This window comes from Streptomyces sp. NPDC110618, from assembly GCF_055657065.1.
Genome location: NZ_JBVKBN010000011.1, coordinates 195,215 through 219,034, shown reverse-complemented (window position 1 = coordinate 219,034; position 23,820 = coordinate 195,215). Strand labels below are relative to the sequence as shown.

Genomic DNA, 23,820 nt, shown 5'->3' with positions numbered 1-23,820 from the left:
GGTGGGGGGAAATGGGGGGAGTTACCGCGTCCTCTCGGTGAGGACGTGGTCTTCTCCGGCGACGAGGTCGAGTGCGCTCGTGCCGGTGGAAGTCCTGAGTTCGACGCGGACCGTGCGGGTGGGGCGGATGTGGGCGGTCACGGTGTCGGGGGTCCAGGTGAGGTCCAGCTCGGCGCCGAAGCGGGTGCGGATGCCGCGCAGCCGGCCCCTCGGGTACGCCCGTGGGAGGGCGGGGATCAGGACCAGGCGGCCCGGCGTGGACTGGACGAGTGCCTCGATGAGCACCGCGGGCAGGGCGTGGGCGGCGTCGGCGTTGTAGACGTGCCGGTTCGGGTAGTGGGCGCTCATCAGGGAGGCGTGGAAGCAGTCGCCGTCCAGGACCTGGCCGAGGGCGTGGGCGACGCGGTCGGCGTCGCGCAGGCGGGCGGCGACGAGGGCGTGGTGGAGGTGGCCGTGCGCGGAGTCGTTCTCGGCGCCGCGCAGTTCGAGGGCGCGGTGGGCGGCTCGGGCGAGGCCGGGGGTGTCGTAGGGGTTGATCCCGTGCAGGGGCCAGACGCCGTAGAGGTGGCTGAGGTGGCGGTGGTCGTAGGTGTCGCGCAGGCCGGGGCTCGCCCATTCGGCCAGCGCGCCCTCGTCGTTGGTGCGGTGCGGGGGGAGCCGGTCGGCCAGGGCGCGCCAGCGCTGGGCGTGCTCGGGGTGGTAGTCGGCGGCCGTGGTCAGGGCGTGCCGGGCTGCCGAGAGGTCCATGGCCGCGTTGAGGGTGCCCCAGCTCGCGTTGGCGGGGCGGTTCTCCGGTGAGTAGGAGGGGACGACGACGAGTTTGCCGTCGGCGTCGGTGCGGGTGAGGAAGTCCTCGTAGAACTGGGCGACTTCGGCGAGCAGGGCGGCGGTGCGCGGGTCGCGGGTGCCCTGGGTCTCGTCGTGCTCGACGAGCGGGGTGAGCAGCCAGTCGGCGCCCGCGGTCCACAGGTGCAGCGGGTACTCGCGGCTGAAGTGGTACAGGTGCCCGGACTCGCCGTCGGTGTGGGCGGGGGCCACCACGCCCCGGGTGCCGAAGATCGCGCGGGCGTTGTCGCGCCAATGCTCCACCTGGGCGTGGACCAGGGCGGCGTGGGCCTCGGTGACCTCGGGGAGGGCAGCGGCGGCGGCCGAGGCGATCTGGAGGTTGAGGTTGGCGTCGGTGGTGAAGGCGCCGGACCAGGCGGTGTCCCAGTCGCCGGTCCACAGGCCGGTGAGGCGGGGCGGGAACAGGCCGCTGCTGGACAGCAGGTGGTAGCGCCCGGCCGCGAAGAGCCGTTCCAGCAGGGCCGCGCTGCGGGGCCGCTTCAGCAACTCCGAGCCCGGCAGGGCGCGTTCGTCCGGGTCGGCGTCGAGGTCGAGGGCGACGCGCTCGTAGGCGGTGCGGTGCAGGGGGAGGTGGCGGGCGAGGAGGGTGTCGTACGGCTGCTCGGTGCCGGGGAGGAGTGCGCGCAGTGCGCGCCCCTCGGCGAGCACGTCGGCCTCGCCGGTGTGGCGGCGGACGCGGGTGAGCAGCAGGACCGTGGCGGCGCCCTCGACGCGCAGGCCGGGCGGGACGAGGGAGCGGGCGCCGCCGGTGACGACGGCGAGGGTGACCCCGGTGTACGCGCGGTCGCTGCCTGGGTAGCGGGCGCGCAGGCTGAGCAGGGCGCCGTCGCCGGTGAGGACGGCGCTCTCGCCGATGCCGAGTCCGTCGGGGGCGCCGGGGAGGCGGTGGTCGAGGGCGATGTCGAGGCGGGGGCCGGGGGTGGTGACGTACTGGACGATCACGTCGTCGGCGCGGGAGACGAAGACCTGGCTGGACCAGTTCTCGCGGACGGCGGTGACCTCACCAGTGGTGAAGTCGACGGAGCGCCGGTAGCCGTGGTCGCCGCCCGGCGTCCCACGGAGCCGGATCTGGAAGGCCGGATGGAAGGGCTGCACCCACTGGAGGGGGCGGCCGTCGGTGAATTCCTCAGCGGCTGTGGTGTCACCGGCGAGGAGCCGGTCCTGGAGTTCGGGGAGGCGGGCGGCGAGTTCGGGCGGGCGGGCGTTCTCGCTGCCGTTCGGGCGGACGAGGGTGTGATGGGTAACGATGACCCGGTCGTCGTTCGGATCACCGAACACAAGGACGCCGTGGTGGCCGTTGCCGCTGAGGAAGGCGTCCTCCCAGCGGGCGGCCGGTGCGGGTTCCCAGGTGCCGTGGACGGGGGCGTCGGTCATGGTGTGAGCACCGCCGCTCCGTAGCGGTCGAGGGTGACCCCGTCGGTGACCTTCGCGCCGGTCAGCAGGTCGTGGTGGGTGCCGGGGACGGGTACGGTGACCGGTTCGCGGGCGTGGTTGAGCAGGAAGAGGGCCTCTCCTCGGCGGACGGCCTCGACCTGGGCGGGCAGACCGTCCAGCGGTGGCCGCACGCCCGCCCGTGCGGCGATCCCGGCGAGCAGTTCGCGCAGGTGGGACGGCTCGGGGAGAGTCGAGAGGTACCAGGCGCGGCCGTTGCGGAGCACGGCGGGCAGGCCGTCGAGTTCGCCGCCCTCGTAGGCGGCCACGACCTCGGCGCCCTCCACGCTCTCGATCTCCTCCGACCACAGCGTCCCGCCGAACCCGCCGCACCGGACGGTCTCCCCCGCCTCCAGCGGCCACCACTCGTGCAGGGTGCCGATCCCGAACAGCTCGCGCAGCCGGGCGTCCATGCCTCCGGGGCGCACCCGGTCGTCCTGGTCGGCGATGCCGGTGAGGAAGCCGGAGACGAGAGTGCCGCCCCGGCGGACGTAGGCGACGAGACTGTCGATCGCGGTGTCGGTGAGCGCGTACAACTGCGGGACGACGACCATGCGGTACCGGGTCAGGTCGTGCTCGGGGTGGGCGAAGTCGGCGGTGAGGTGGGACTCCCACAGGGCCCGGTGCCAGGCCGTGAGGACCTGTGCGTAGTCGACCTCGCCGGACAGCCGCCCTTCGTGGGCGCCGGCCCACCAGGAGTGCCAGTCGTGCAGGATCGCGAGGTCGTTGACGGTGTGGGTGCCGGTCACCTCGGGTGCGATACGGGCGAGTTCGGCGCCGATCCGCCGCACCTCCCGGTACGTACGGCCCTCCTCCCCCGCGTGGCCGACCATCCCGGAGTGGAACTTCTCGGCGCCCTGCCGGGACTGGCGCCACTGGAAGTAGCAGACCGCGTCGGCGCCACGGGCCACGGCCTGCAGCGACCAGAGCCGGTTGAGGCCGCGGGGCTTGGGGTGGTTGACGCCCCGCCAGTTGACCGGGCCCGCCGCCTGCTCCATCAGCATCCAGGGGCCGCGGGCCTGGGAGCGGGTGAGGTCCTGGACGAGGGCGCCGTGCTGGGCGCCGAGCGGGTCGCGGGGGTCGGGGTACAGGTCGACGGAGACCACGTCCTCCTCGTCCGCCCACCGCCAGGCGTCCACGCCCTCCCACAGCGGCATGAAGTTGGTGGTCACGGGGAGGTGGGGGCTGTACCGGCGGACGATGTCGCGCTCGGCGCGGTAGCACTCCAGCAGCATGTCGGAGGTGAACCGCTTGAAGTCGAGCACCTGGGAGGGGTTCTTCAGGTAGTGGGCCCGGCGCGGAGTGTGGATCTCCGCCCAGTCGCCGTAGCCCTGGCTCCAGAAAGCGGTGCCCCAGGCGGTGTTGAGGGCGTCGAGGGTGCCGTACCGCTGCTTCAGCCAGGCGCGGAAGCGGGCGGCGGCGCGGTCGCTGTGGTCGTAGGTGCAGTACTCGTTGTTGATGTGCCACATCGTGAGGGCGGGGTGGGTGCCGTAGCGGGCGGCGAGGTCCTCGGTGATGGCGGCGGCGTGGTGGCGGTAGGTGTCGCTGGAGTGCGAGAAGTGCTGGCGGCCGCCCCACCATTCGGTGCGGCCGTCCTCGTCGACGGGGAGGGTGTCGGGGTGGAGGCGGCCGAGCCAGGGCGGGGGTGAGGCGGTGGGGGTGGCGAGGACCACGCCTATGCCGTTGCCGTGCAGCAGGTCCAGCAGGCGGTCCAGCCAGCCGAACTCCCGCTCCCCCGGCCGGGGCTCCAGCTTCGCCCAGGAGAAGACGCCGACGGTGACGGAGTTGACCCCGGCGGCCCGCATCAGGCGAACGTCGTCGGGCCAGGTCTCCTCGGGCCACTGCTCGGGGTTGTAGTCGCCGCCGAAGAGGATGCGGCCCCGGGTGGCGTCGGCGAGGGTCGGCATCACGCGGGCTCCCCGTACTGGATGCCCCGGCCGTTGGTGGCCAGGTACACCCGGCCGTACACCCTCGGGTCGCCGGTGATGGTCTCGCCGATCCAGCCCCACTGGTGCCGGTCGTCGTTGATCCGCACCCAGCTGCGCGCCCCGTCGTCGGAGCGGTACACGGCGGTGATCGCCCCCGTGGAGCCGACCTGGTAGATCGCCGGGTAGTCGGCGCCCTCGGCGGCCTTGCCGAAGCCGAGCGTGTACGACGCCCAGCAGCTCTCCACCTTCGTGAAGCGTCCCCCGCCGTCAGTAGACCGGTACAGGCCATTCCACTTGGCGCTGAGCCACAGGTCGCCGGATCTGCCGGGCGCCGCGGCCACCTTGAACTGGCTGTCCCCGGAGGGCAGTCCGGTCGCACGCGCCGTGAAGGAACGGCCACTGTCAGTGCTGGCGAGTAGCGTTCCTGTATCGGTGTCGTACGCGTAGAAGAGCGTCGGGTCGGCCGGGTCGGCGACCGGCGTGGCGCCCTTCGGGAAGGAGGGGACCTCGGTCCACGTGGAGCCGTTGTCCGCGGAGCGGTAGGCGGGGTGCCTGGTGCCGTCCCAGTGCACGAAGACCCACAGCAGCACGCTGCCGTCGGCGTTGACGGCGATCGGTCCCGGTGCGCCGGCCGCGAGGTCGGGCTGGGCCGTGAAGGGCGCCCAGGTCCGCCCGCCGTCGCGGGAGTACGCGCCGTTGCCGTGGTCGCCCCAGCCCGTGCGGACGACGTACGCCGGCCTCAGCGCGGCCTGGGCGAGCCCCGTCGCCGACCCGAACACGGGGTTCGTGGCCATGCCGCGCGAGGGGGACGCGGTGAGCGAGTCGTGGTACATCACGCCGATGTCCCGCGCCCCGCTGAGCAGGTGCGCCTTCCCGACCGGAGGCGACACCAGTTGCACCACCGACGCCTCCTCCAGACCGCGGATCCGCGGCGCCCAGTGCTTCAGGTCCCGGGTGCCGTAGAGGGTGGCGCCGGTGCCGAAGACAAGGTGGCGGGAGTCGAAGGGGTCCAGCGCGAGCGCCTGGATCCACCAGCCGAACTTGGGGGCGTCGCCGCCCCACTTGAGATAGGGGGTCTCGGACACGTCGAGAACAGCGGAGTCCTTCAGGGAGGTCCAGGTCCGGCCGCCGTCGGTGCTGCGGAAGAGGGTGTCGACGGCCGCCCAGCGGTTGTTGGTGGAGACCACGACGGTGCCGGGGCGGCGGGCGTCGACGGCGACCCCGCCGTAGCCGAAGGTGTCGTCGCCGCCCGGCTTCACCGGCGTGACCTCGGTCCACTCGCCGTCGAGCGTGGACAGGCGGTGCACGCTGCCGTCGGACTGCCCGTTGGGGCCGGGGGCGTTGGCGTACGTCACGTACAGGTGGCGGGCGGTGCGGTCGTACGCGGCGCGGACCGGGACCTTAGCGGCGGTGCCGGAGGGCTGTCCCGGTACCGCCTCCCAGGTGGTGCCGTCGGTGGTGCGGTACAGGTTCGGGGCGGTGCCGTCGGAGTCGCCCCAGCCGGCGTACACGGTGCGTCCGGCGGCGACGAGGACGGTGACGCCCTGGCCGGAGGCGCCGGGTGCGGGCGGGAAGCCCTGCGCGGCGGCCCAGGTCGCGCCCCGGTCCGTCGACTTCAGCAGGCCGTCGTGCCGGGTGCCGAGCCACAGGGTGTCACTGTCGCGCGGGTCGACCAGGAGGCGCTCGCCCGTGCCCCGGCCGTCCTCGTTGGCGCCGAGCTTCGCGGGCAGGTCGGTGCGGGTCCAGGTCGCGCCCCGGTCCTCGGAGCGCAGGACGGCGCCGTTGGAGGCCCAGGGCTGGGCGTAGGTGCCGACGGCCGCGTAGAGACGGTCCGGGTGGGCGGGGTCGACGGCTAGGGCCTCCACGCCGAGGAGGTTCCAGTCGTCCCAGCCCGTGTGGTCCAGGAGCGGTGTCCAGCGGGCGGTGCGGTCGTCCCAGCGGTAGGCGCCGCCGATGTCGGTGCGGGCGTAGGCGAGGCCGCGGACGGAGGGATGGAAGAGGACGCCGGTGATGAATCCGGTGCCGCCGATGACGGCGTTGCGCCAGCGGTAGACGGGCGCGGAGGCCGGGGCGGGCGCGGAGGCCGGGGTGGGCGCGGAGGCCGGGGTGGGCGCTGCCGCCCGCGCGGTGCCCGTGCCCACGGACAGGGCGGTGAGCGCGGCGGCTCCGGCCAGCACGGTGCGACGACGTGGACGGGGCAGAGGGGATGGGGACGGGGACGATGGGGGCAGGGGCGATGGGGACGGGGGCAGGGGCATGACACACACCTCGCTGAGGGGGAATGGGGGATCGCTCGTCCGAGGGGCGCGGTCAGCCCTTGACCGCGCCGGTCAGCATCCCCTTCTTGAAGTGCCGCTGGACGAAGGGCGAGAGAACGGCCACGGGGAGCAGCGCCATCACCATCACGGCCATCTGCACGGCGAGCCCGGACAGTTGCCCCGTCTTGATCGCCTGGCCGAGACCCACCGGTGCCTCCTGTTTCTGCACCAGCTGGATCATCACGTTCTGCAGCGGCATCATGTCCTGGTCGTTGAGGTACAGCGAGGCGTTGAACCAGGCGCTCCAGTACCCGACCGCGTAGAACAGGGTGATCACCGCGACGACCGCCCGGGACAGCGGCAGGACGATCTGCCACAGGATGCGGAAGTCGCCGGCGCCGTCGATCCGGGCGCTGTCGGTCAGCTCCGGGGAGATCCCCATGAAGAAGCCGCGCAGTACCAGGATGTTGAAGACGCTGATCGCGCTCGGCAGGATCAGCGCGAGATAGCTGTCGGTCAGGCCGAGCGTCTGCACCAGCAGGTAGGTCGGGATCAGGCCGGCGCTGAAGAACATCGTGGCCAGCAGGGTCATCAGGATCCACCGGTGGCCGAGCGAGCCGCCGCGCGAGAGGCCGTAGGCGCACAGCACGGACACCGTCATCGAGAACGCCGTACCGACCAGCGTGACCAGCACGCTGACGATCGTCGCCCGGGTCACCTGGCCGCCGCTGAGCAGTTCCTGGTAGGCGACGAAGGTGATGTCCTTCGGCACCATCACCAGACCGCCGGCCTCGTCGATGGTCTGACGGCTGGACAGGCTGGTGACGACGACGATCCACAGCGGGAAGAGGATGGCGAGGCAGGCGAAGCCCAGGACCAGGGCCTTGCTCGCGAGGCCCGCCTTGGTCGGGGCTTCCTCCCAGACCGGGCGGGGCGGGGCGGCGAAGCGGCGCCGTACCGGCTTGTCGACGACCGTGGTCATTTCTTGTACACCCCCTGCTCGCCCATCAGATGGGCCACCTTGTTCGCGGCCAGGACGAGTCCGATGCTGATGACGCCCTTGACGAGGCCGGCGGCGGCCGCGTAGCCGAAGTCCTGGTTGCGGACGCCGTTCCACCACACGAAGGTGTCCAGCACTTCCGCCGCGCCCGGTCCCACCGCGTCGCGTTGCAGCAGGATCTGCTCGAAGCCCACGGTCAGGGCGTCACCGACGCGCAGCACCAGCAGCAGCGCGATCACCGGGCGCAGCGCGGGCAGGGTGACGTGCCACATCCGGCGCCAGCGGCCCGCGCCGTCCATCGCGGCGGCCTCGTACAGGTCGGGGCTGACGGCGGCCAGCGCGGCGAGGAAGACGATGATCCCCCAGCCCGCGTCCTTCCACACGGCCTGCGCGGTGACCAGGAACTTGAAGGTGCTCGGGTCGGTCATGATGTCCAGCCCGTCGTACCCGTGGTCCCGCAGCAGCTGCGACAACAGCCCGGCGCCGCCCAGCAGTTGCTGGAAGACCGAGATCACCAGCACCCACGAGAAGAAGTGCGGCAGATACAGCACGGCCTGTGCCACCGCCCGTACCCGGGGCCGGATCACGCTGTTGATCAGCAGCGCGAGGGCGACCGGGATCGGGAAGAACAGCACGAGCTGGAGGAAGAAGAGGACCAGCGTGTTCTGGACGGCCTGCCAGAAGGCGGAGTCCTCGAAGATCCGCCGGAAGTTCTCCAGGCCCACCCAGGGGCTGTGCCAGATGGAGACGACCCCGTTGTCGCTGATGTAGGGGTCGTACTCCTGGAAGGCGACCACGTTGCCGAGGATCGGCACGTAGTTGAAGAGCAGGACCAGGATGAGGGCGGGCAGGGTCATCAGGAGCAGGACGCGGTCGCGCCTGAACCTGTGCCGCAGGCCGAGCCTCCCCTTCGGGGGTGTGCCACCTGGCCCGACGGCGTCGTCGGACGCCGCCGGGGACTTCGCCGTCGTTTCGGCCTCGGCCCTGCTCCGAGGCACCGTGCTGTGCGACACGGCCGTTCTCCTTGCCTCGGTGCCCGATCAGTTGGCGGCGGAGCCGTTCTCGTCGAGGATCTGCTTGTACCAGTCGCGCAGCTTGTCGCCGCCCTTGCTCTTCCAGTCGGAGACGGCCTGCTGCATGTCGCTGATCTTCTTGCGGCCGCGGACGATGTCGTCCTCCAGCTGCTCGAAGTCGTTGGAGAGGTTGGTCCAGCGGCTCGGCTCGGTGATCTGCATGCCGTAGAAGGAGGACTTCTTGGTGAAGGCGCCCATCCGCTGCTGCCACTCCACCTGCCCCTTGGCGACCTCGGGGAAGTCGGGGTGGGCGATGGTCGCGGCGGGGCTCGCCACCATGACGTAGGCGTTGCTGACCTCCAGGTTGCCCTGGTCGGTCTTGGTGGGGACGCCGTCCTTGACGGTGTAGTGGGTGCCCTCCACACCGTAGTTGGTCATCATGTATTCCTTGGTGCCGTACGGCGCCGCGGTGGTGTTGGCGACGGCGAGGACCTCGCGGATCACCGACTCGGAGGCCTTCTTGTTGACGAAGGCGAAGATGCCGGCGGGCTGTTCGGCCCACAGGGTCGGTTCGCCCCCGTCGTGGCCCCACACGTCCATCCCCCAGATCCTGAACTCCGGGTTGGTCGCGGCCTGTTCGGCGGTGCGGCCCCACCACTGGGAGATGTTGTTGGGGTAGATCAGGAACTCGCCCTTGGCGAACTTGGGGCCTGCGTCGGGGGCGTTCTTGCCCATCTTGGAGTCGGGGTGGACGACGCCCGCCTCGAAGAGCTTGCGGGACCACTCCAGGGCTTCGAGGTACTCCTCGGTCTCCACGCGGTAGATCAGCTTGCCGTCGACCAGGTTCCAGCCGAGCGGCTTCTCGCTGCCGGAGAGGACACCGAAGGCCTGGAAGGCGGTCCACTTCATGTCCAGGCAGGCCCAGCGCTTGGCCCTCGCGTTGGTGATGTCCTTGGCGAGCTCCATGAACTCGTCGCAGGACGTGGGGACTTCGTAGCCCTCCTTCTCGAAGATGTCCCGCCGGTACAGCGGCACCATGCTGGGCGCCCAGGGCGCGGGCATGGGCAGTCCGCGCAGCTTGCCGCCGAAGATGGAGCGGCGCCAGGCGTCGGTGGGGATCGCGGCGAGGTTGGGGTACTCCTTGACCTTGTCGCCGGAGAGGTAGGGGCCGAGGTCGGCGAACTTGCCGATGATGGCGCTGGGTATCTTGCCGTTCATGTTCCAGCCGGGGACGACCACCACGTCCGGGACGTCGCTGGAGGCCAGTACCGCGCCGAGCTTCTGCTCGTAGGTGTTGCCGTCCTGGTTCTGCCACTGGACGTCGACGCCGATCAGCTCGTTCATCGCCGTGTAGTAGTCGTTGTCGCTCTTGGGCGGGGAGCCCCAGAACGGCGACATGATCGTGACCTTGCCGCCCTTGCCGAGCTTCTCGGGCACCGAGGTCTTCAGGCCGGCCAGGTCCAGCTTGCCGGTGAAGCCGATCGCGGAGCCGTTCCTCGCGGGGATGTCCGGCTTGACGACGTTGCTGGCGACGAACGCCGGGAGGATCTTCTTCGCGTCCTTCGCCGACGTGGTCCCCTCGCGCGAGCTGTTGTCCGAGTCGCCGCACGCGGCGAGCAGCGGCATCCCTCCGGCCACCGCCGCGGCGGCGACCGCCGAGGAGGCGAGGAAGCTTCTCCGGCTGGGCGCGGACGGGGCGGAGGAGGCGTTCGGCGTCATTGCGTCAACCCTTCATGGCGCACCTGGACACCCGGCGGTGGGCCGTCGGCTGCGGTGTCTTGAGAACTGGCCGAGCTTGAGTAACTGGCCGAGCTGAAAGCAGTGCTCCGACCGATGGGGCGCGGATCGCAGTCGAAGCGCTTCGATGTTGCTGCGAGGTTAAGTGAACACCCAGGGGCGCACAAGGGTCGTTCGCAAGATTCCTCGTGCCGGGGGGACTCGACCTTTTCTATGTGCTGCTTGAACTGACCGGGCACGTCTCTTGACACCTCACCCCGCCTCGAATGAGCATCGAAGCGCTTCGAAAGCATTGAGTCGATCCATCGCAAGGGGATCCCCACGTGACCGCACACCCGCCATCCGTTCCGCCGTTTCGCGATCCGCGGCTGCCGTTCGCGAAGCGCGTCGACGACCTTCTCGCGCGGCTGACCCTCTCCGAGAAGATCGGCTGGCTGCACCAGTTCGCCCCCGCCGTGGAGCGGCTCGGCGTCGCGGCGTTCCGCACCGGCCAGGAGGCCCTGCACGGTGTGGCCTGGATGGGCCCGGCGACCGTCTTCCCGCAGGCGGTGGGCCTCGGCGCCACCTGGAACCCCGACCTCCTGCGCCGGATCGGCGAGGCCGTCTCCCGGGAGGCCCGCGCGATGCGCGCCAAGGACGACCGGGTGGGCCTGAACGTCTGGTCCCCCACGGTCAACCTGCTGCGCCACCCCTTGTGGGGCCGCAACGAGGAGGGCTACTCGGAGGACCCGCGGCTGACCTCCGCCCTCGCCACCGCCTACACGCGGGGCCTGCGCGGCGACCACCCGGTGTACTGGCGCACCGCGCCGGTCCTGAAGCACTGGCTGGCCCACAACAACGAGACCAACCGCGACACCACGTCCTCCTCGGTCCGCCCCCGCGTCCTGCACGAGTACGACCTGCGCGCCTTCCGCGGCGCGGTCGAGGCGGGCGCCGTGGCCGGGGTGATGCCGGCGTACAACCTGGTCAACGGCCGCCCCAACCACGTATCTCCGTACCTGCGCGAGCAGTTGCGCACCTGGACCGACGAGGAGCTGCTGGTCTGCTCGGACGCGGGCGCGCCCTCCAACCTGGTCGACTCCGAGCAGTACTTCGACACCCACGAGGAGGCGACGGCGGCGGCCCTGCGGGCGGGCGTGGACAGCTTCACGGACCACGGCACGGACAGCTCGAAGATCGTGGAGCGCGTGCGGAGGGCTTATGAGCGGGGCCTGTTGACCGAGGCCGACATCGACGCCGCGGTCCGCCGCCAGCTCTCGGTCCGGTTCCGGCTCGGCGAGTTCGACGACCACGACGACCCGGGCGCCTTCGACACCCCCGAACACCGGGCGCTGGCCCAGGAGGCCGCCGAGCAGGCCGTGGTCCTGCTGCGCAACGACGGCGTCCTGCCGCTGATCCCCGGCACCCGCGTCGCCGTGGTCGGCCTGCTCGCCGACGAGTGCAAGCTCGATTGGTACAGCGGCAGCCTCATCCACCGCTCCACCCCGCTGGAGGGCCTGTACGAGCGGTTCGGCGCCGAGAACGTCACCTTCGCGGAGGGCGTGGACCGGGTACGGCTGCGCACCTCCACCGGGGCCTTCCTGTACGTCCCCGAGGGCGGCGCCGACGACGAGGCGCCCGGCGCCGAGGGCGCCCTGGACCCGGCGCTGCTGGCGGGCCGTACCGATCTGCCGCCGCTCACCACGGACCCGGTGGGTACCGAACTGGCGCTGGTGGACTGGGGCGAGGGCGTGCTGACGCTGCGGGCGCCGGACGGCCGTTATCTGTCGGTCGCCGAGGACGGGCACGTGCGCGCCTCCGCCGACCAGCCGGGCGGCTGGGTCGTGCAGGAGACCTTCCGGCTGGAACCGCACGGCGCGGGACACCTCCTCAGGCACATCGGCACGGGTCACCACGTCTGTGTCGCCGCCGACGGCCTGCGGGTTGCCGAGGAGGACGGGGAAGTCTTCGAGCTGGTCCTCGTCGAGCGCGGCGAGGACGCGGTGGCCCGCGCGGCGGCGGGCGCCGACGTGGTGCTGGTGGTCGCCGGGAACGACCCGCACATCCACGGCCGGGAGACCGAGGACCGTACGACCCTGCGCCTGCCCGCGCACCAGGAGCGGCTGCTGCACGCCGCCCGCGCCGCCAACCCCCGCACGGTGCTGGCCCTGGTCTCCGCCTACCCCTACGCCTTCGAACCGGGCGCCCTGTCCGCCGTGCTCTGGACGGCGCACGGCGGACAGGCGGCCGGTACCGCGCTGGCCCGTGTCCTGGCCGGTGACATCTCCCCCGCCGGACGCCTCCCGCAGACCTGGTACGCGAGCGACGCCGACCTGCCGGACCTGCTGGACTACGACGTGATCGGCGGCCGCCAGACCTACCTGTACTTCGAGGGCACCCCGCTCTACCCCTTCGGCCACGGCCTGTCGTACACGTCCTTCGCCTACGACGACCTGACCACGGAAGTGAGCGGGGAGACGGTCCGCGTGACCTTCTCGGTGACCAACACCGGGCGGATGACGGCCGACGAGGTCGCCCAGCTGTATGTACGGGCCATGAACCCCTCGGTGCCGCGTCCGCGCCGCGAGCTGCTGGACCACCGCCGGGTCACCCTCGCCCCGGGCGAGCGCGCCGAGTTGGTCTTCGAGCTGCCGCTGTCGGCCTTCGCGTTCTGGGACGTGGCGCACGGCCGGTGGCACCGGGAGCCGGGGCCGTACGACCTGATGGCGGGCGGTTCCAGTGAGGACGTGCGGCTGCGGACGACGGTGGTGTTGGACGGTTCGCGCGTGTCTCCGCGCCCGGTGCGCGAACGCGGCCTGGACGCAGCCGACTTCGACGAGCAGAGCGGCACGGCGATCGTGGACCGCACCAGGACGGCGGGCGACGCGGTGACCCCGGCCGGGGACCGGGCGGGCGAACTCCTCTACCGGGCCTGTGACTTCGGACCAGGAGTCGCGGAGGTATCGGTGACGGTGACCGGGGAGGGCGCGGTGGAGGTGGCGCTCGACGGCGGCCCTGTGCTCGCCGCCTTGGCGACCGACGCCCCGTCAGGCCCGTACGAGTACGCCGAACTCACCGCCGACTTCACCGCCACCGGCGTCCACGACGTCCGGATCGGGCTGCGCGGCCCGCTGCGGCTCGCGCACGTCGGCTTCTCCGGTTGAGGGTCCGGAGCGAGCCGGCGCACAGGAAGGGGCCCGGCACCGGAAGGCAACGGTGCCGGGCCCCTTCGACCCTGCGGGAGACGTACTCCCCCCATGGATGACGGCCGGAGCCCCCGCACAGTGGGCTCCGGCCGTCGAGCCGGGGTCAGGTCGGCTCAGAGGGCGAGGCCGGTCAGGACCAGCACCCGCTCGTAGGTGTAGTCGTCCATCGCGAACTTCACGCCCTCGCGGCCCACACCGGACCGCTTGGCGCCGCCGTAAGGCATCTGGTCGGCGCGGTAGGAGGGCACGTCGCCGATGACGACACCGCCGACCTCCAGCGCCCGGTGCGCGCGGAAGGCGGTCTGCAGGTCGTGGGTGAACACGCCCGCCTGGAGGCCGTACTTGGAGTCGTTGACGGCCGCGAAGGCCTCGGCCTCGCCTTCCACCTTCTGCACCGACAGCACCGGGCCGAAAACCTCCTCGCAGGCCAGCGTGGTGCCGGCGGGCAGGTCGGTCACGACGGTCGGCGCGTAGGAGGCGCCGTCGCGCTTGCCGCCGGTGAGCAGCGTGGCGCCCGCCTCGACGGCCTCGTTGACCCAGGCCTCGACGCGCTTGGCGGCGTCCTCGCTGACCAGCGGGCCGACGTCGGTCTTGTCGTCGGAAGGGTCACCGGTGACCTGGGCCTCGACGGCGGAGACGATGCGCGGCAGCAGCCGGTCGTAGACGGCGGCGTCCACGATCACGCGCTGCACGGAGATGCAGGACTGGCCGCCCTGGTAGTTGGAGAAGGTCGCGATGCGGGTCGCGGCCCAGTCCAGGTCCTCGTCGCTCGCCCAGTCGGCGAGCACGACGGCCGCGCCGTTGCCGCCCAGCTCCAGCGTGCAGTGCTTGGTCGGCACCGACTCCATGATCGCGTAGCCGACCTTCTCGGAGCCGGTGAAGGAGATCACCGGCAGCCGCTCGTCCTGGACGAGGGCGGGCATGCGGTCGTTGGCGACCGGCAGGATCGACCAGGAACCGGCGGGCAGCTCGGTCTCGGCCAGCAGCTCACCGATGATCAGGCCGGAGAGCGGGGTGGCCGGGGCCGGCTTGAGGATGATCGGCGCGCCGGCGGCGATCGCGGGGGCGATCTTGTGGGCGCACAGGTTCAGCGGGAAGTTGAACGGCGCGATACCGAGCACGACACCCTTCGGGAAGCGCCGGGTCAGCGCGAGCCGCCCCTGGCCGCCGAGGTCGGTGTCCAGGCGCTGGGCCTCGCCCCCGTTGAAGCGGCGGGCCTCCTCGGCGGCGAAGCGGAACACGGAGACGGCGCGGCCGACCTCGCCGCGCGCCCACTTGATGGGCTTGCCGTTCTCGGCGGAGATCAGCTGGGCGATCTCCTCGGTGCGCTCCACGAGCCGGCGGCTGACGTGGTCCAGGGCGGCGGCCCGGACGTGCGCCGGGGTGGCGGCGAACTCGTCCCGCACGGCGTACGCGGCGGCCACGGCCTCCTCGACCTGGGCGTCGGTCGGCACGCTCACCTTGCCGACGACCCGGCCGTCCCAGGGGGAGGTGACGTCGAAGGTGTCCTCGCCGGAGACCTGGCGGCCGGCGAGCCAGAAGGCGTGGGTGGAAGTCATTGTGGAGTCCCGGCCCTTCCGCGTTGGGGGTGGAGTTCTTGGTTCGAGGTCCACGGTAGGGGCGCGGGGGCGCGGTGGCGTTTGTCCGAGCCGTAGTAGTGCGGAGGGGCCGTGCTACGGATTGGCGCGGTGGGCTATTCGGCGGAGGTCGCCTTCAGCGCCAGCCACAGCTCCATCCGTACGTCCGGGTCGTCCAGGGAGCGGCCGAGGATCTCCTCCACGCGCCGCATCCGGTAGCGCAGGGTGTGCCGGTGGACGCCGAGGTCGGCGGCGGCCGCGTCCCACTGGCCGTGCCGGGACAGCCAGGCCCGCAGCGAGGCGACCAGGTCACCGCGGCCGGTGGCGTCGTGCTCGTACAGGGGCCGCAGCAGCCCGTCCGCGAACGCCCGTACGGCGTCGTCGGCGAGCAGCGGCAGCACCGAGCCGGACGCCAGCCGCTCGTGCTCCACGAAGACCCTGCCGCGCCGCCGGGCCACCGACAGCGCCTGCTCGGCCTGCTTGTAGGCGGCGGCTGCGGCGATCGGACCGGCCGGGGCGGAGAGCCCGACGACGAGTTCGTCCTCCTCACCGGGCGCTTTCTCGCGTACGGCGCCGCCCGAGCGGGCCGCCTCCAGCGCGGTGGCGTAGTCGGCGCAGGCGGTGACAGCGGCGCCGCCGTCCGCGGCCAGCACCACCAGGCGCTCGCCGTCCGGAACGACCAGCACGGCCTCCCCGGCGCGCGCGGCGGCGGACTCGACGATCTCGGCGAGGGCGCCGAGCGGGTCGCCGTCCGGGTCGGAGGCGGCGGCGAGAACGGCGGCCGAGGGCTTGGCCGCCGGAGCCGCCTTGGGCGGGTTCTCCACGGCGGCGAGGGCGGCGGTGGCCGAGCCGGACACGGCGACCGTCTCCGCGACGATCATCCGGAAGGGCGCGTCGAGCAGTCCGCCGTACAGGTCCCCGGCGACCGCGCGGGCGTGGTCCGGCTCCCCGGCGAGCAGCATGCGCAGGACGGCGGTGCCGACGCGCTGCTCGGCCGCGTGCAGGGAGCGGGAGCGTTCCGTGGTCAGGGTGAGCAGGGCGATCGCGGAGTGGACGGCGTAGCGCTCGGCGGTGCCGAGGGCGGCGGCCGTGCCGACGGCGAGGGCGGCGCGGGGTCTGCGGCCGGTGCCGAGGGTGTGCAGTTCGACGCGGTCCTCGTTGTCCGGTCCGCCGACGACGGAGGAGGCCGGCGCCGGGCGTTCGCGCAGCCGCTCCACGTCCGGGGTGAGCCGGGCGGCCCTGCGGCCCGCCCACTCGGGGGCGGTGGCGACGACGGCGCCGGAGGCGTCGTAGAGCGCGGCCCAGCCGTCGACCTGCGCGGCGAGCGCCGCCAGCAGGCCCTCGGGGCCGTGGGTGAGGGCCTGCTTGGTCAGCTCGCGCTGGGCGGCGAACCCGGCCGTGACCGCCCGGTACTGGTCGGCCGCGATGGCCGCCGAGACGGCCTTGCTGATGGCGAGGAAGGGGGTGCGGCGCGGCACCTCCAGCAGTGGCAGCCCTTCCTTGCGGGCGGCGTCGACCAGGGCCTCGGGGATGTCGTCGTAGTTCACGCCGACGGCGAAGCCGAGCCCGACCACTCCGGCGCCCACCAGCCGCTTCACGTAGCGGCGCATCGCCTCGGGGTCCTCGGCGTCCAGCTTCAACGCGGTGATCAGCAGCAGCTCGCCGCCCTCCATGTAGGGGACGGGGTCGGCCAGCTCGCTGACGTGGGCCCAGCGGACGGGCACGTCCAGCCGGTCCTCGCCCGCGCGCACGGTCAGCTTGAGCGCGGAGTGGTGGACGAGCGAGGCGAGCGTGGGAGGCATGGGGCCTTCAGGTCGGTGACGTCGGTGCGATCGTGCTGATCTTTTGGCCGCCGCGTATGAACGGCCTGTGCCGATTCTGCCTCACCGTACGGTAGTGGGATCACTCCCGCAGATCGACCAGGAGCGGCGGCGCGTGCTCCCCGCGCACGGTGGTGAGCGACAGCACCGCGTGTCCCGGCGGCAGCGCGTGCGCAAGCTCGGAGGCGGACCAGCGCTCCCGCTCGACCTGGCGGACGGTAACGGCGCGGGCGGTCGGAGCATGGCCGGTGATGACCCGGCGCACCGCGTGCAGGGCCTTCCCGGCCGGGGTCTCGGCGATGATCTGCCGGTCGGTGACGTCGCGGGCCTCGGTCCACTCCTTGCCCCACACCTCGGCGAAGTCCTGCCCGTCCCACGGAGTGAGCCCGGACAGCGCCATCCGGCACCCCGTCGCGCCGAGCAGCGGTCCGCGCAGGGGCCTGGGCACGTCGTCCAGGGTGCGCAGGGTGAGGACGGCGCCGGCGTTGCCGGAGCGCAGACGCTGGATGCCGCGGACGGCCTCGGGCGTGATGACGCCGGTCGCGTCGTCGAGGACCAGGCAGGCGAACAGGGACCGGTCCTCGCGGACGGCGACGCTCGCCGAGAACTGGGCGAGCACCAGCCGGGCCAGGATCCGGGAGGCGTCCGCGTGCCCGCGCGCGGGCAGGTCGATACGGACCCGCACCGGGTGGTCGAGGGCCTTGAGCGAGAACGGCCGGGACTGCCCGGAGGTGTCGAAGAACCCGGCGAAGGCGGGCCGGTCCAGCAGCGCCACCCGGTCGGCGAGCACTCCGGCCACGTCACCCGGGTGCGCCAACTGCCGCTCCCGTGCGTCCAGTTCGCGCAGCAGCGATTCCTGTCCGGAGCCTTCGAGGGCGGTGCGCAGGGCGGCCAGGGGGGCGGGGGCTCCGTCGAGGAGCTGGCGCAGCTCCGGGACGGACGGGAAGCGTCCGTGCACCGCCCGGAACGGGCCGAGCAGCTGGGCCAGCACGGTGGTGGAGCGGCGGCTGTCGTTGCCGGGGTGCGGGTCGGCGAGGTCCCCGACCAGCGCCTCGGCGAGGACGGCGGCGGCCTCGTCGGGGTCGGTGGTGCCGCCGTACAGGTCGAGGTCGTACACGGACTCGGGGTTGCCGATGCGGACGACCACGTCGTAGGCGTCCGCCGGGCCGATCCCGGCGCCCGCTGCGCCGACCACCACGACAGCGGCCCGTCCGGCGAGCGCGTGCAGGCACAGCGACTCCGTGAGCGGCCGTACGACGGTCCCGGTCTTCCCGGACCCCGCCGGGCCGACGGCCAGCAGTGAGGTGCCGAGCAGCTCGGGGCCGAGGGCGAGGCCGGTGCCGCGGTAGGCGTACGGGTTGCGGGCGTCGTCGGCGGTGGTGCCGAGCCGCACCTGCCCGGTGAGCAGATCGTGCCGCGCCAGCCGGGTGGGCAGATCCCGCTCCCCGGAGGGGTGCAGACAGGCGGCGGCCCCGTCCTTCAGCACGGCCCCGGTGAACGTCGCCAGACTGTGCCGCCCGCTCTTCACGCCCTGCCAGGCCCGGCTGATCCGGGCATGATCGACGTCCCGCATCAGCCCGGCCCTGGCCTCCTGCGCCAGCCGCTCGGCGGCGTCGACGGCACCGGCGGCGCGGAGCTGGGGCCACTGAGCGGGGTCCTCCTGCGGCGGCGGGGGCGCCTGGCCGGGCTGCGGGGTGGTGAGGCGGCGCAGGCCGGGGGCGAGGTAGCGGCGCCAGATCTCGGACCAGCGGCCGAGGCGGCCGACGCTGATCATGATCGTCAGGGCGACGATCACGTACCAGGCGTAGCTGAGGACGACCCGGCTCATCGAGTGGGGGTCGGTCCACGAGTCCGTCATGGCGGTGAGCGGCAGCACCCACCAGCCGCCCAGGTAGCCGTTCCACAGCAGCGACCACACCAGCCAGCCCACCAGGAACGCGATCAGCGCCCCGCTGAAGAGCTGACGTGCGGGAATGACCTCCGGCTCCTGCTCGGGCCGGGGCACATGGCCGAACCGCCAGACCCCGGGCGCGGCCTCCGGGCGGGGGGTGCGCAGCCAGGACAGGAAGGCCGAGCCGTCCGGCCTGGGCGGTGTCGTGGGCATCGGCGGTACAGCGGAGCGTGATCGCGGCACCGGGTTCGCATGAGTACCCCGAGCCTCCTGCGTCCCGTCGCTGTCCATGTGCCCTTTCCCCCTGACCAGCCGTTCCGTACGTACGTCAGCGAGTCAATCTAACGCCCCGGCAAAGGGAGTTCACCGTTTGGCGCCCCGGCGCGCTGGACGGGGCCGGAACCCCGCTATGTCCACCACGGACAACCCACTCCCCCGACAACGCCCACATGGAGCATGCCCACCCCCCGCTCGCCGTCCTAGCCTGCGAGAAAAGAGAAAACAAGCGTCCGCGAAACACCCAGGAGCCCCCCATGACCGACCTTCCGCAGGAGCGCCGCGTCGTCACCGCCATTCCCGGCCCGAAGTCGCAGGAGCTGCAGTCCCGCCGCCTCGCCGCGGTGGCGCAGGGTGTGGGCTCCGTGCTGCCGGTGTTCACCGCGCGTGCGGGCGGCGGCATCATCGAGGACGTCGACGGCAACCGTCTGATCGACTTCGGCTCCGGTATCGCCGTGACCTCCGTCGGCGCCTCCGCCGAGGCCGTCGTCCGGCGCGCCTCCGCCCAGCTCGCCGACTTCACCCACACCTGTTTCATGGTCACGCCCTACGAGGGCTACGTCGAGGTCGCCGAGGCGCTCGCCGAGCTGACCCCGGGTGACCACGCCAAGAAGTCCGCGCTGTTCAACTCCGGCGCCGAGGCCGTCGAGAACGCCGTCAAGATCGCCCGTGCGTACACCAAGCGCCAGGCCGTCGTGGTCTTCGACCACGGCTACCACGGCCGTACGAACCTCACGATGGCGCTGACCGCGAAGAACATGCCGTACAAGCACGGCTTCGGTCCCTTCGCGCCCGAGGTCTACCGCGTCCCGGTGGCCTACGGCTACCGCTGGCCGACCGGCCCGGAGAACGCCGGACCCGAGGCCGCCGCGCAGGCCATCGACCAGATCACCAAGCAGATCGGCCCGGAGAACGTCGCCGCGATCATCATCGAGCCGGTGCTCGGCGAGGGCGGCTTCATCGAGCCCGCCAAGGGCTTCCTGCCGGCGATCGTGAAGTTCGCCAACGACAACGGCATCGTCTTCGTCGCCGACGAGATCCAGTCCGGCTTCTGCCGTACCGGCCAGTGGTTCGCCTGCGAGGACGAGGGCATCGTCCCGGACCTGATCACCACCGCCAAGGGCATCGCGGGCGGTCTGCCGCTCGCCGCCGTCACCGGCCGCGCGGAGATCATGGACGCCGCCCACGCCGGCGGCCTCGGCGGCACCTACGGCGGTAACCCGGTCGCCTGCGCGGGCGCGCTGGGCGCGATCGAGACGATGAAGGAGCTGGACCTCAACGCCAAGGCGAAGAACATCGAGGCGGTCATGAAGGCCCGTCTCACCGCCATGGCCGAGAAGTTCGACATCATCGGCGACGTCCGCGGCCGCGGCGCCATGATCGCCATCGAGCTGGTCAAGGACCGCGCCACCAAGGAGCCCAACCCGGAGGCCACCGCCGCGCTCGCCAAGGCCTGCCACGCGGAGGGCCTGCTGGTCCTGACCTGTGGCACCTACGGCAACGTGCTGCGCTTCCTGCCCCCGCTGGTGATCGGCGAGGACCTGCTGAACGAGGGCCTCGACATCATCGAGCAGGCGTTCTCCCACATCTGACCGCCTGCGAACCGCTACCGCTCGGTGGCAGAGGGTGTGAAGAACGTGTGCGGGGTGTCTGTCAGGTCTCGATTCCGGCTGTCACGGGCACACCCCCTGTCGTAGGTTCTACCCAGATGAGAGATACACCCCGCCCACAGGGGACTGTGGGCGACTTCAGGACGGGGCCTCCCCAGCTTCGGCCTGGTCGTGCCCTCGCGCACACAACCGGGGCCTCCGGTCCCGGATCTCCTCACCGATCGGACAGTCGCCCGCCCCAAACCCCCCGGGGCGCGCGACGACCCGGTCCGGACGGCTGCCTCGGAACTACCCCCCCTGTTCCGGGGCGGCCGACCTCCCTCCTCGGACTTCTGGCAGTCCCTCTTCTTCTCTTCGCGGTGATCACCTGGCAGGTCGTGGCCGACGGCCCGCTGGTGCGGCTGGACGAGCGCCTGAGCAGGGCACTCGTCCACCCCGACCGCCTCTCCGAACTCCTCTCCGACCTGGGCGACATCCCGGTCGCCGTACCGGTCCTGGCCCTCGCCGCGCTCTACGCCGCCCTGCGCGCCCGGCGCACCGGTACAGACCGCTGGTGGTGGCCGCCCACGGCCGCCCTGCTGCTGATGGCCCTGGTCCCGGCGCTGGTCGTCCCGCTCAAGGCGCTGACCGACCGCCCCGGCACCCCGGCCGTGCCACCGGCCACCGGCTACTTCCCCTCCGGCCACACCGCGACCGCCGTCATCGCCTACGGCGCCACCGCCCTACTCCTCCTCCCCCGACTGCGGTCCACGGCGGCCCGCCGCGCCCTGGTCACCGTCTGCGCCGCCCTCGTGCTCGGCGTCTCCTACGGACTCGTCCGGCGCGGCTACCACTGGCCACTGGACGTGGTGGCCAGTTGGTGCCTCGGCGCGGTGCTGCTGACGTCGTACGTCCTGCTCGTCAGCCGAAGTAGCCGTCGAACGTCCGCTGGAACTCCCAGTTCGAGTACCGGTCCCAGTTGATCGACCAGGTCATCAGACCGCGCAGTTCGGGCCAGGTGCCATGGGTGGCGTACGAGCCGCAGTTCGCCTTCCTCGTCAGGCAGTCCAGGGTCTTCACCACCTCGGCGGGCGGCACATGGCCGTTCCCGGCGTTGGTCGAGGCCGGCATGCCGATCGCCACCTGGTCCGCCCGCAGCGGCGGGAAGACGTTGTTCGCGTCGCCCGCGACCGGGAAGCCGGTGAGCAGCATGTCGGTCATGGCGATGTGGAAGTCGGCGCCGCCCATCGAGTGGTACTGGTTGTCCAGGCCCATGATCGGCCCGGAGTTGTAGTCCTGGACGTGCAGCAGGGTCAGGTCGTCGCGCAGGGCGTGGATGACCGGGAGATAGGCCCCGGCCCTCGGGTCCTGGCCGCCCCACTTGCCGGTGCCGTAGTACTGGTAGCCGAGCTGCACGAAGAACGTCTCCGGGGCCATGGTGAGGACGAAGTCGTCGCCGTAGCGGGCCTTCAGGGTCTTCAGCGCCGAGATCAGGTTGACGATCACCGGGGTCTTCGGGTTCTTGAAATCGGTGTCGTCGGCGTTCAGGGACAGCGAGTGGCCCTCGAAGTCGATGTCGAGGCCGTCCAGTCCGTACTCGTCGATAATCCGCGAGACCGAGGAGACGAAGGTGTCGCGGGCCTGGGCCGTGGTCAGCTGGACCTGCCCGTTCTGGCCGCCGATGGAGATCAGCACCTTCTTGCCCGCCGCCTGCTTGTCCCTGATGGCGGCCTTGAACTCGGCCTCGCTCTCGACGCCGGGGCATTCGGTGGCCGGGCAGCGGTCGAAGCGGATGTCCCCGGAGGTGACCGAGGTGGGCTCGCCGAAGGCCAGGTCGATGACGTCCCAGCTGTCGGGGACGTCGGCGAGCCGGGTATAGCCCGAGCCGTTGGCGAAACTGGCGTGCAGATAGCCGACGAGGGCGTGCGGCGGGAGGTCGGTGTTCCCGCCTCCGCCCGCCGTGGTGGTCGCGGTGACCGTGGCCGACTTCGCGGACTCCCCGGCGTCGTTGACCGCGGTGACCTGGAAGGCGTACGCCGTCTGCGGGGCGAGGCCGGTCACGGTGGCCGAAGTGCCGCTGACGGTACGGACCTTGGTGCCGTCGCGGTAGACGGCGTAGGAGGTGGCGCCGGGTGAGGCGGTCCAGGACAGGGCCACGCTCGTGGAGGTGACGGTGCCGGTCTTCAGGCCGGTCGGCGGGGCCGGGGGCTGACCCGGGTCGACGGACGGGCCGACCAGGGAGACGTCGTCGGCGTGATAGGCGCCGGTGCCGTACCAGCCGTGGGTGTAGATCGTGACCTTGGTGGTCGACGGGCCGGTGCGGAAAGTCGTCGTGAGCTGCTGCCAGTTGGGCGCCGACTGGGTCCAGGTGGAGACGTCGGTGGTGCCGGTGCCGCTCGCGCCGAGGTAGACGTAGGAGCCCCGGACATAGCCGGAGAGCGTGTACTGGGCGTCCGGTTTCACCGTCACCGTCTGCGCGCACCGGGCGTTGTCGCTCCCGGCCGGGGTCGCCTGGAGCGCCGAACTGCCGCTGTGAACGGGCGAGTTGACGGTCGTACCCGCCGTACAGCTCCAGTCGCCGAGGCCGGATTCGAAGCCGCCGTTGCGGACGAGGTCGGCGTCGGCCGCACGGGCGGCCGACGACAGCGCGGTGACGCCGGCTGCGGCCAGCAGGGTGGCCGTGAGCACGGCGACGGCGGATCTGGGGCGAGATGGTCTGGTGCGGTCCACAAGTGCCTCCGGACATGGGGGAATTGGAGGGTGGATCGCACCCAACTTGGTCCAGACCAATCAGCTTGTCAAGACCTGCCGTCCTCCTCGCTCGCCAGACCCGCCGCCGCCTCGTGCATGGCCAGTTCGAGCAGTGCCGGATCGGTCAGCGTCCCGGAGCCGTCCGGCGCGACCAGCCAGCGCACCCCGCCGGTCGAGCGCCCGGGGTAGGGCACCACGATCCAGGTGCCGGCGCCCGCGGTGCGGATCCCGGTGCCGAGCCAGCGGGCCGCGGTGCCCGGCGGTACGAAGAACCCCATGCGCGAGTCGCCGAAGTCGACCAGCACCGGCCCGGGTTGGTCGAGGATGCGGGTCAGTACGTCGAGCGTCGGATAGCCCAGTTCGGCGGGCAGGATCAGTACGTCCCAGGCCCGCCCTGCGGGCAGCAGGGCCACGCCCTGGGCGTTGCGCTCCCACTCCCAGCGGCAGGCCTCGGGGTCCGGTGCCACGGACGCGAGCCATTCGAGCGCCGTCTTCGCCCCTGTCATGACGGGGACCTC

General features: G+C 72.1%; 14 protein-coding genes. 3 read left to right on the top strand and 11 right to left on the bottom strand.

Annotated elements, in window-relative coordinates; all coding sequences use genetic code 11:
- Positions 1–21: 21 nt before the first annotated feature.
- The 6 genes from ACZ7L7_RS20715 to ACZ7L7_RS20690 are packed head-to-tail and all read right to left on the bottom strand — an operon-like array spanning position 22 to position 10,195.
- A complete protein-coding gene (locus ACZ7L7_RS20715; RefSeq protein WP_472076762.1) occupies positions 22–2,220 on the bottom strand; it encodes a glycosyl hydrolase family 95 catalytic domain-containing protein in 2,199 nt (732 codons plus the stop codon).
- Positions 2,217–4,184 (bottom strand): beta-galactosidase, encoded by a 1,968-nt coding sequence (locus ACZ7L7_RS20710; protein WP_472076760.1) that lies wholly within the window; start codon positions 4,182–4,184, stop codon positions 2,217–2,219. The genes ACZ7L7_RS20715 and ACZ7L7_RS20710 overlap by 4 nt, the downstream gene beginning before the upstream one ends.
- Positions 4,184–6,463, bottom strand: coding sequence for an exo-alpha-sialidase (locus ACZ7L7_RS20705; RefSeq protein ID WP_285513710.1), 2,280 nt, complete (start codon positions 6,461–6,463; stop codon positions 4,184–4,186). Before ACZ7L7_RS20705 ends, ACZ7L7_RS20710 begins: the two co-directional genes overlap by 1 nt.
- Before the next feature lie 52 nt (positions 6,464–6,515).
- The gene (locus ACZ7L7_RS20700) at positions 6,516–7,445 is read right to left on the bottom strand and encodes a carbohydrate ABC transporter permease (RefSeq protein ID WP_285513709.1); all 930 of its coding nucleotides are present in this window, start codon (positions 7,443–7,445) and stop codon (positions 6,516–6,518) included.
- Positions 7,442–8,476 (bottom strand): ABC transporter permease, encoded by a 1,035-nt coding sequence (locus tag ACZ7L7_RS20695; protein ID WP_472076758.1) that lies wholly within the window; start codon positions 8,474–8,476, stop codon positions 7,442–7,444. The genes ACZ7L7_RS20700 and ACZ7L7_RS20695 overlap by 4 nt, the downstream gene beginning before the upstream one ends.
- Before the next feature lie 27 nt (positions 8,477–8,503).
- Complete coding sequence (locus tag ACZ7L7_RS20690; RefSeq protein WP_285513707.1) at positions 8,504–10,195, bottom strand: extracellular solute-binding protein; 1,692 nt, start codon at positions 10,193–10,195, stop codon at positions 8,504–8,506.
- A 341-nt stretch (positions 10,196–10,536) separates the two neighbouring features.
- Between ACZ7L7_RS20690 and ACZ7L7_RS20685 the strand changes: the two genes are divergently transcribed.
- Positions 10,537–13,356 (top strand): glycoside hydrolase family 3 C-terminal domain-containing protein, encoded by a 2,820-nt coding sequence (locus ACZ7L7_RS20685; protein ID WP_471592946.1) that lies wholly within the window; start codon positions 10,537–10,539, stop codon positions 13,354–13,356.
- Positions 13,357–13,511: 155 nt separating this feature from the next.
- On the opposite strand, the gene ACZ7L7_RS20680 is transcribed toward ACZ7L7_RS20685, so the two are convergent.
- The 3 genes from ACZ7L7_RS20680 to ACZ7L7_RS20670 all read right to left on the bottom strand — a co-directional run bounded on the left by ACZ7L7_RS20680 (position 13,512) and on the right by ACZ7L7_RS20670 (position 18,977).
- A complete protein-coding gene (locus tag ACZ7L7_RS20680) occupies positions 13,512–14,957 on the bottom strand; it encodes an aldehyde dehydrogenase family protein (protein WP_471592945.1) in 1,446 nt (481 codons plus the stop codon).
- Positions 14,958–15,091: 134 nt separating this feature from the next.
- Positions 15,092–16,777 (bottom strand): PucR family transcriptional regulator, encoded by a 1,686-nt coding sequence (locus ACZ7L7_RS20675; RefSeq protein WP_471592944.1) that lies wholly within the window; start codon positions 16,775–16,777, stop codon positions 15,092–15,094.
- Between the two features lie 100 nt (positions 16,778–16,877).
- Positions 16,878–18,977 (bottom strand): ATP-binding protein, encoded by a 2,100-nt coding sequence (locus ACZ7L7_RS20670; RefSeq protein ID WP_285513703.1) that lies wholly within the window; start codon positions 18,975–18,977, stop codon positions 16,878–16,880.
- A 242-nt stretch (positions 18,978–19,219) separates the two neighbouring features.
- Between ACZ7L7_RS20670 and gabT the strand changes: the two genes are divergently transcribed.
- Positions 19,220–20,554: a 4-aminobutyrate--2-oxoglutarate transaminase gene (gene gabT / locus ACZ7L7_RS20665; protein ID WP_471431387.1), complete on the top strand. Its 1,335-nt coding sequence runs from the start codon at positions 19,220–19,222 to the stop codon at positions 20,552–20,554.
- Between the two features lie 377 nt (positions 20,555–20,931).
- Positions 20,932–21,534, top strand: coding sequence for a phosphatase PAP2 family protein (locus ACZ7L7_RS20660; RefSeq protein ID WP_472076756.1), 603 nt, complete (start codon positions 20,932–20,934; stop codon positions 21,532–21,534).
- Here the strand turns inward: ACZ7L7_RS20660 and ACZ7L7_RS20655 are convergent.
- Together ACZ7L7_RS20655 and ACZ7L7_RS20650 are read right to left on the bottom strand one after the other, a co-directional pair.
- On the bottom strand, positions 21,473–23,281 hold the full coding sequence (locus ACZ7L7_RS20655) for a chitinase (RefSeq protein WP_285513700.1): 1,809 nt from the start codon (positions 23,279–23,281) through the stop codon (positions 21,473–21,475). The genes ACZ7L7_RS20660 and ACZ7L7_RS20655 overlap by 62 nt on opposite strands.
- A 68-nt stretch (positions 23,282–23,349) precedes the next feature.
- Positions 23,350–23,808 carry a hypothetical protein gene (locus ACZ7L7_RS20650; RefSeq protein WP_285513699.1) on the bottom strand — a complete coding sequence of 153 codons (459 nt, stop codon included), beginning with the start codon at positions 23,806–23,808 and terminating at the stop codon, positions 23,350–23,352.
- Positions 23,809–23,820: the final 12 nt, after the last annotated feature.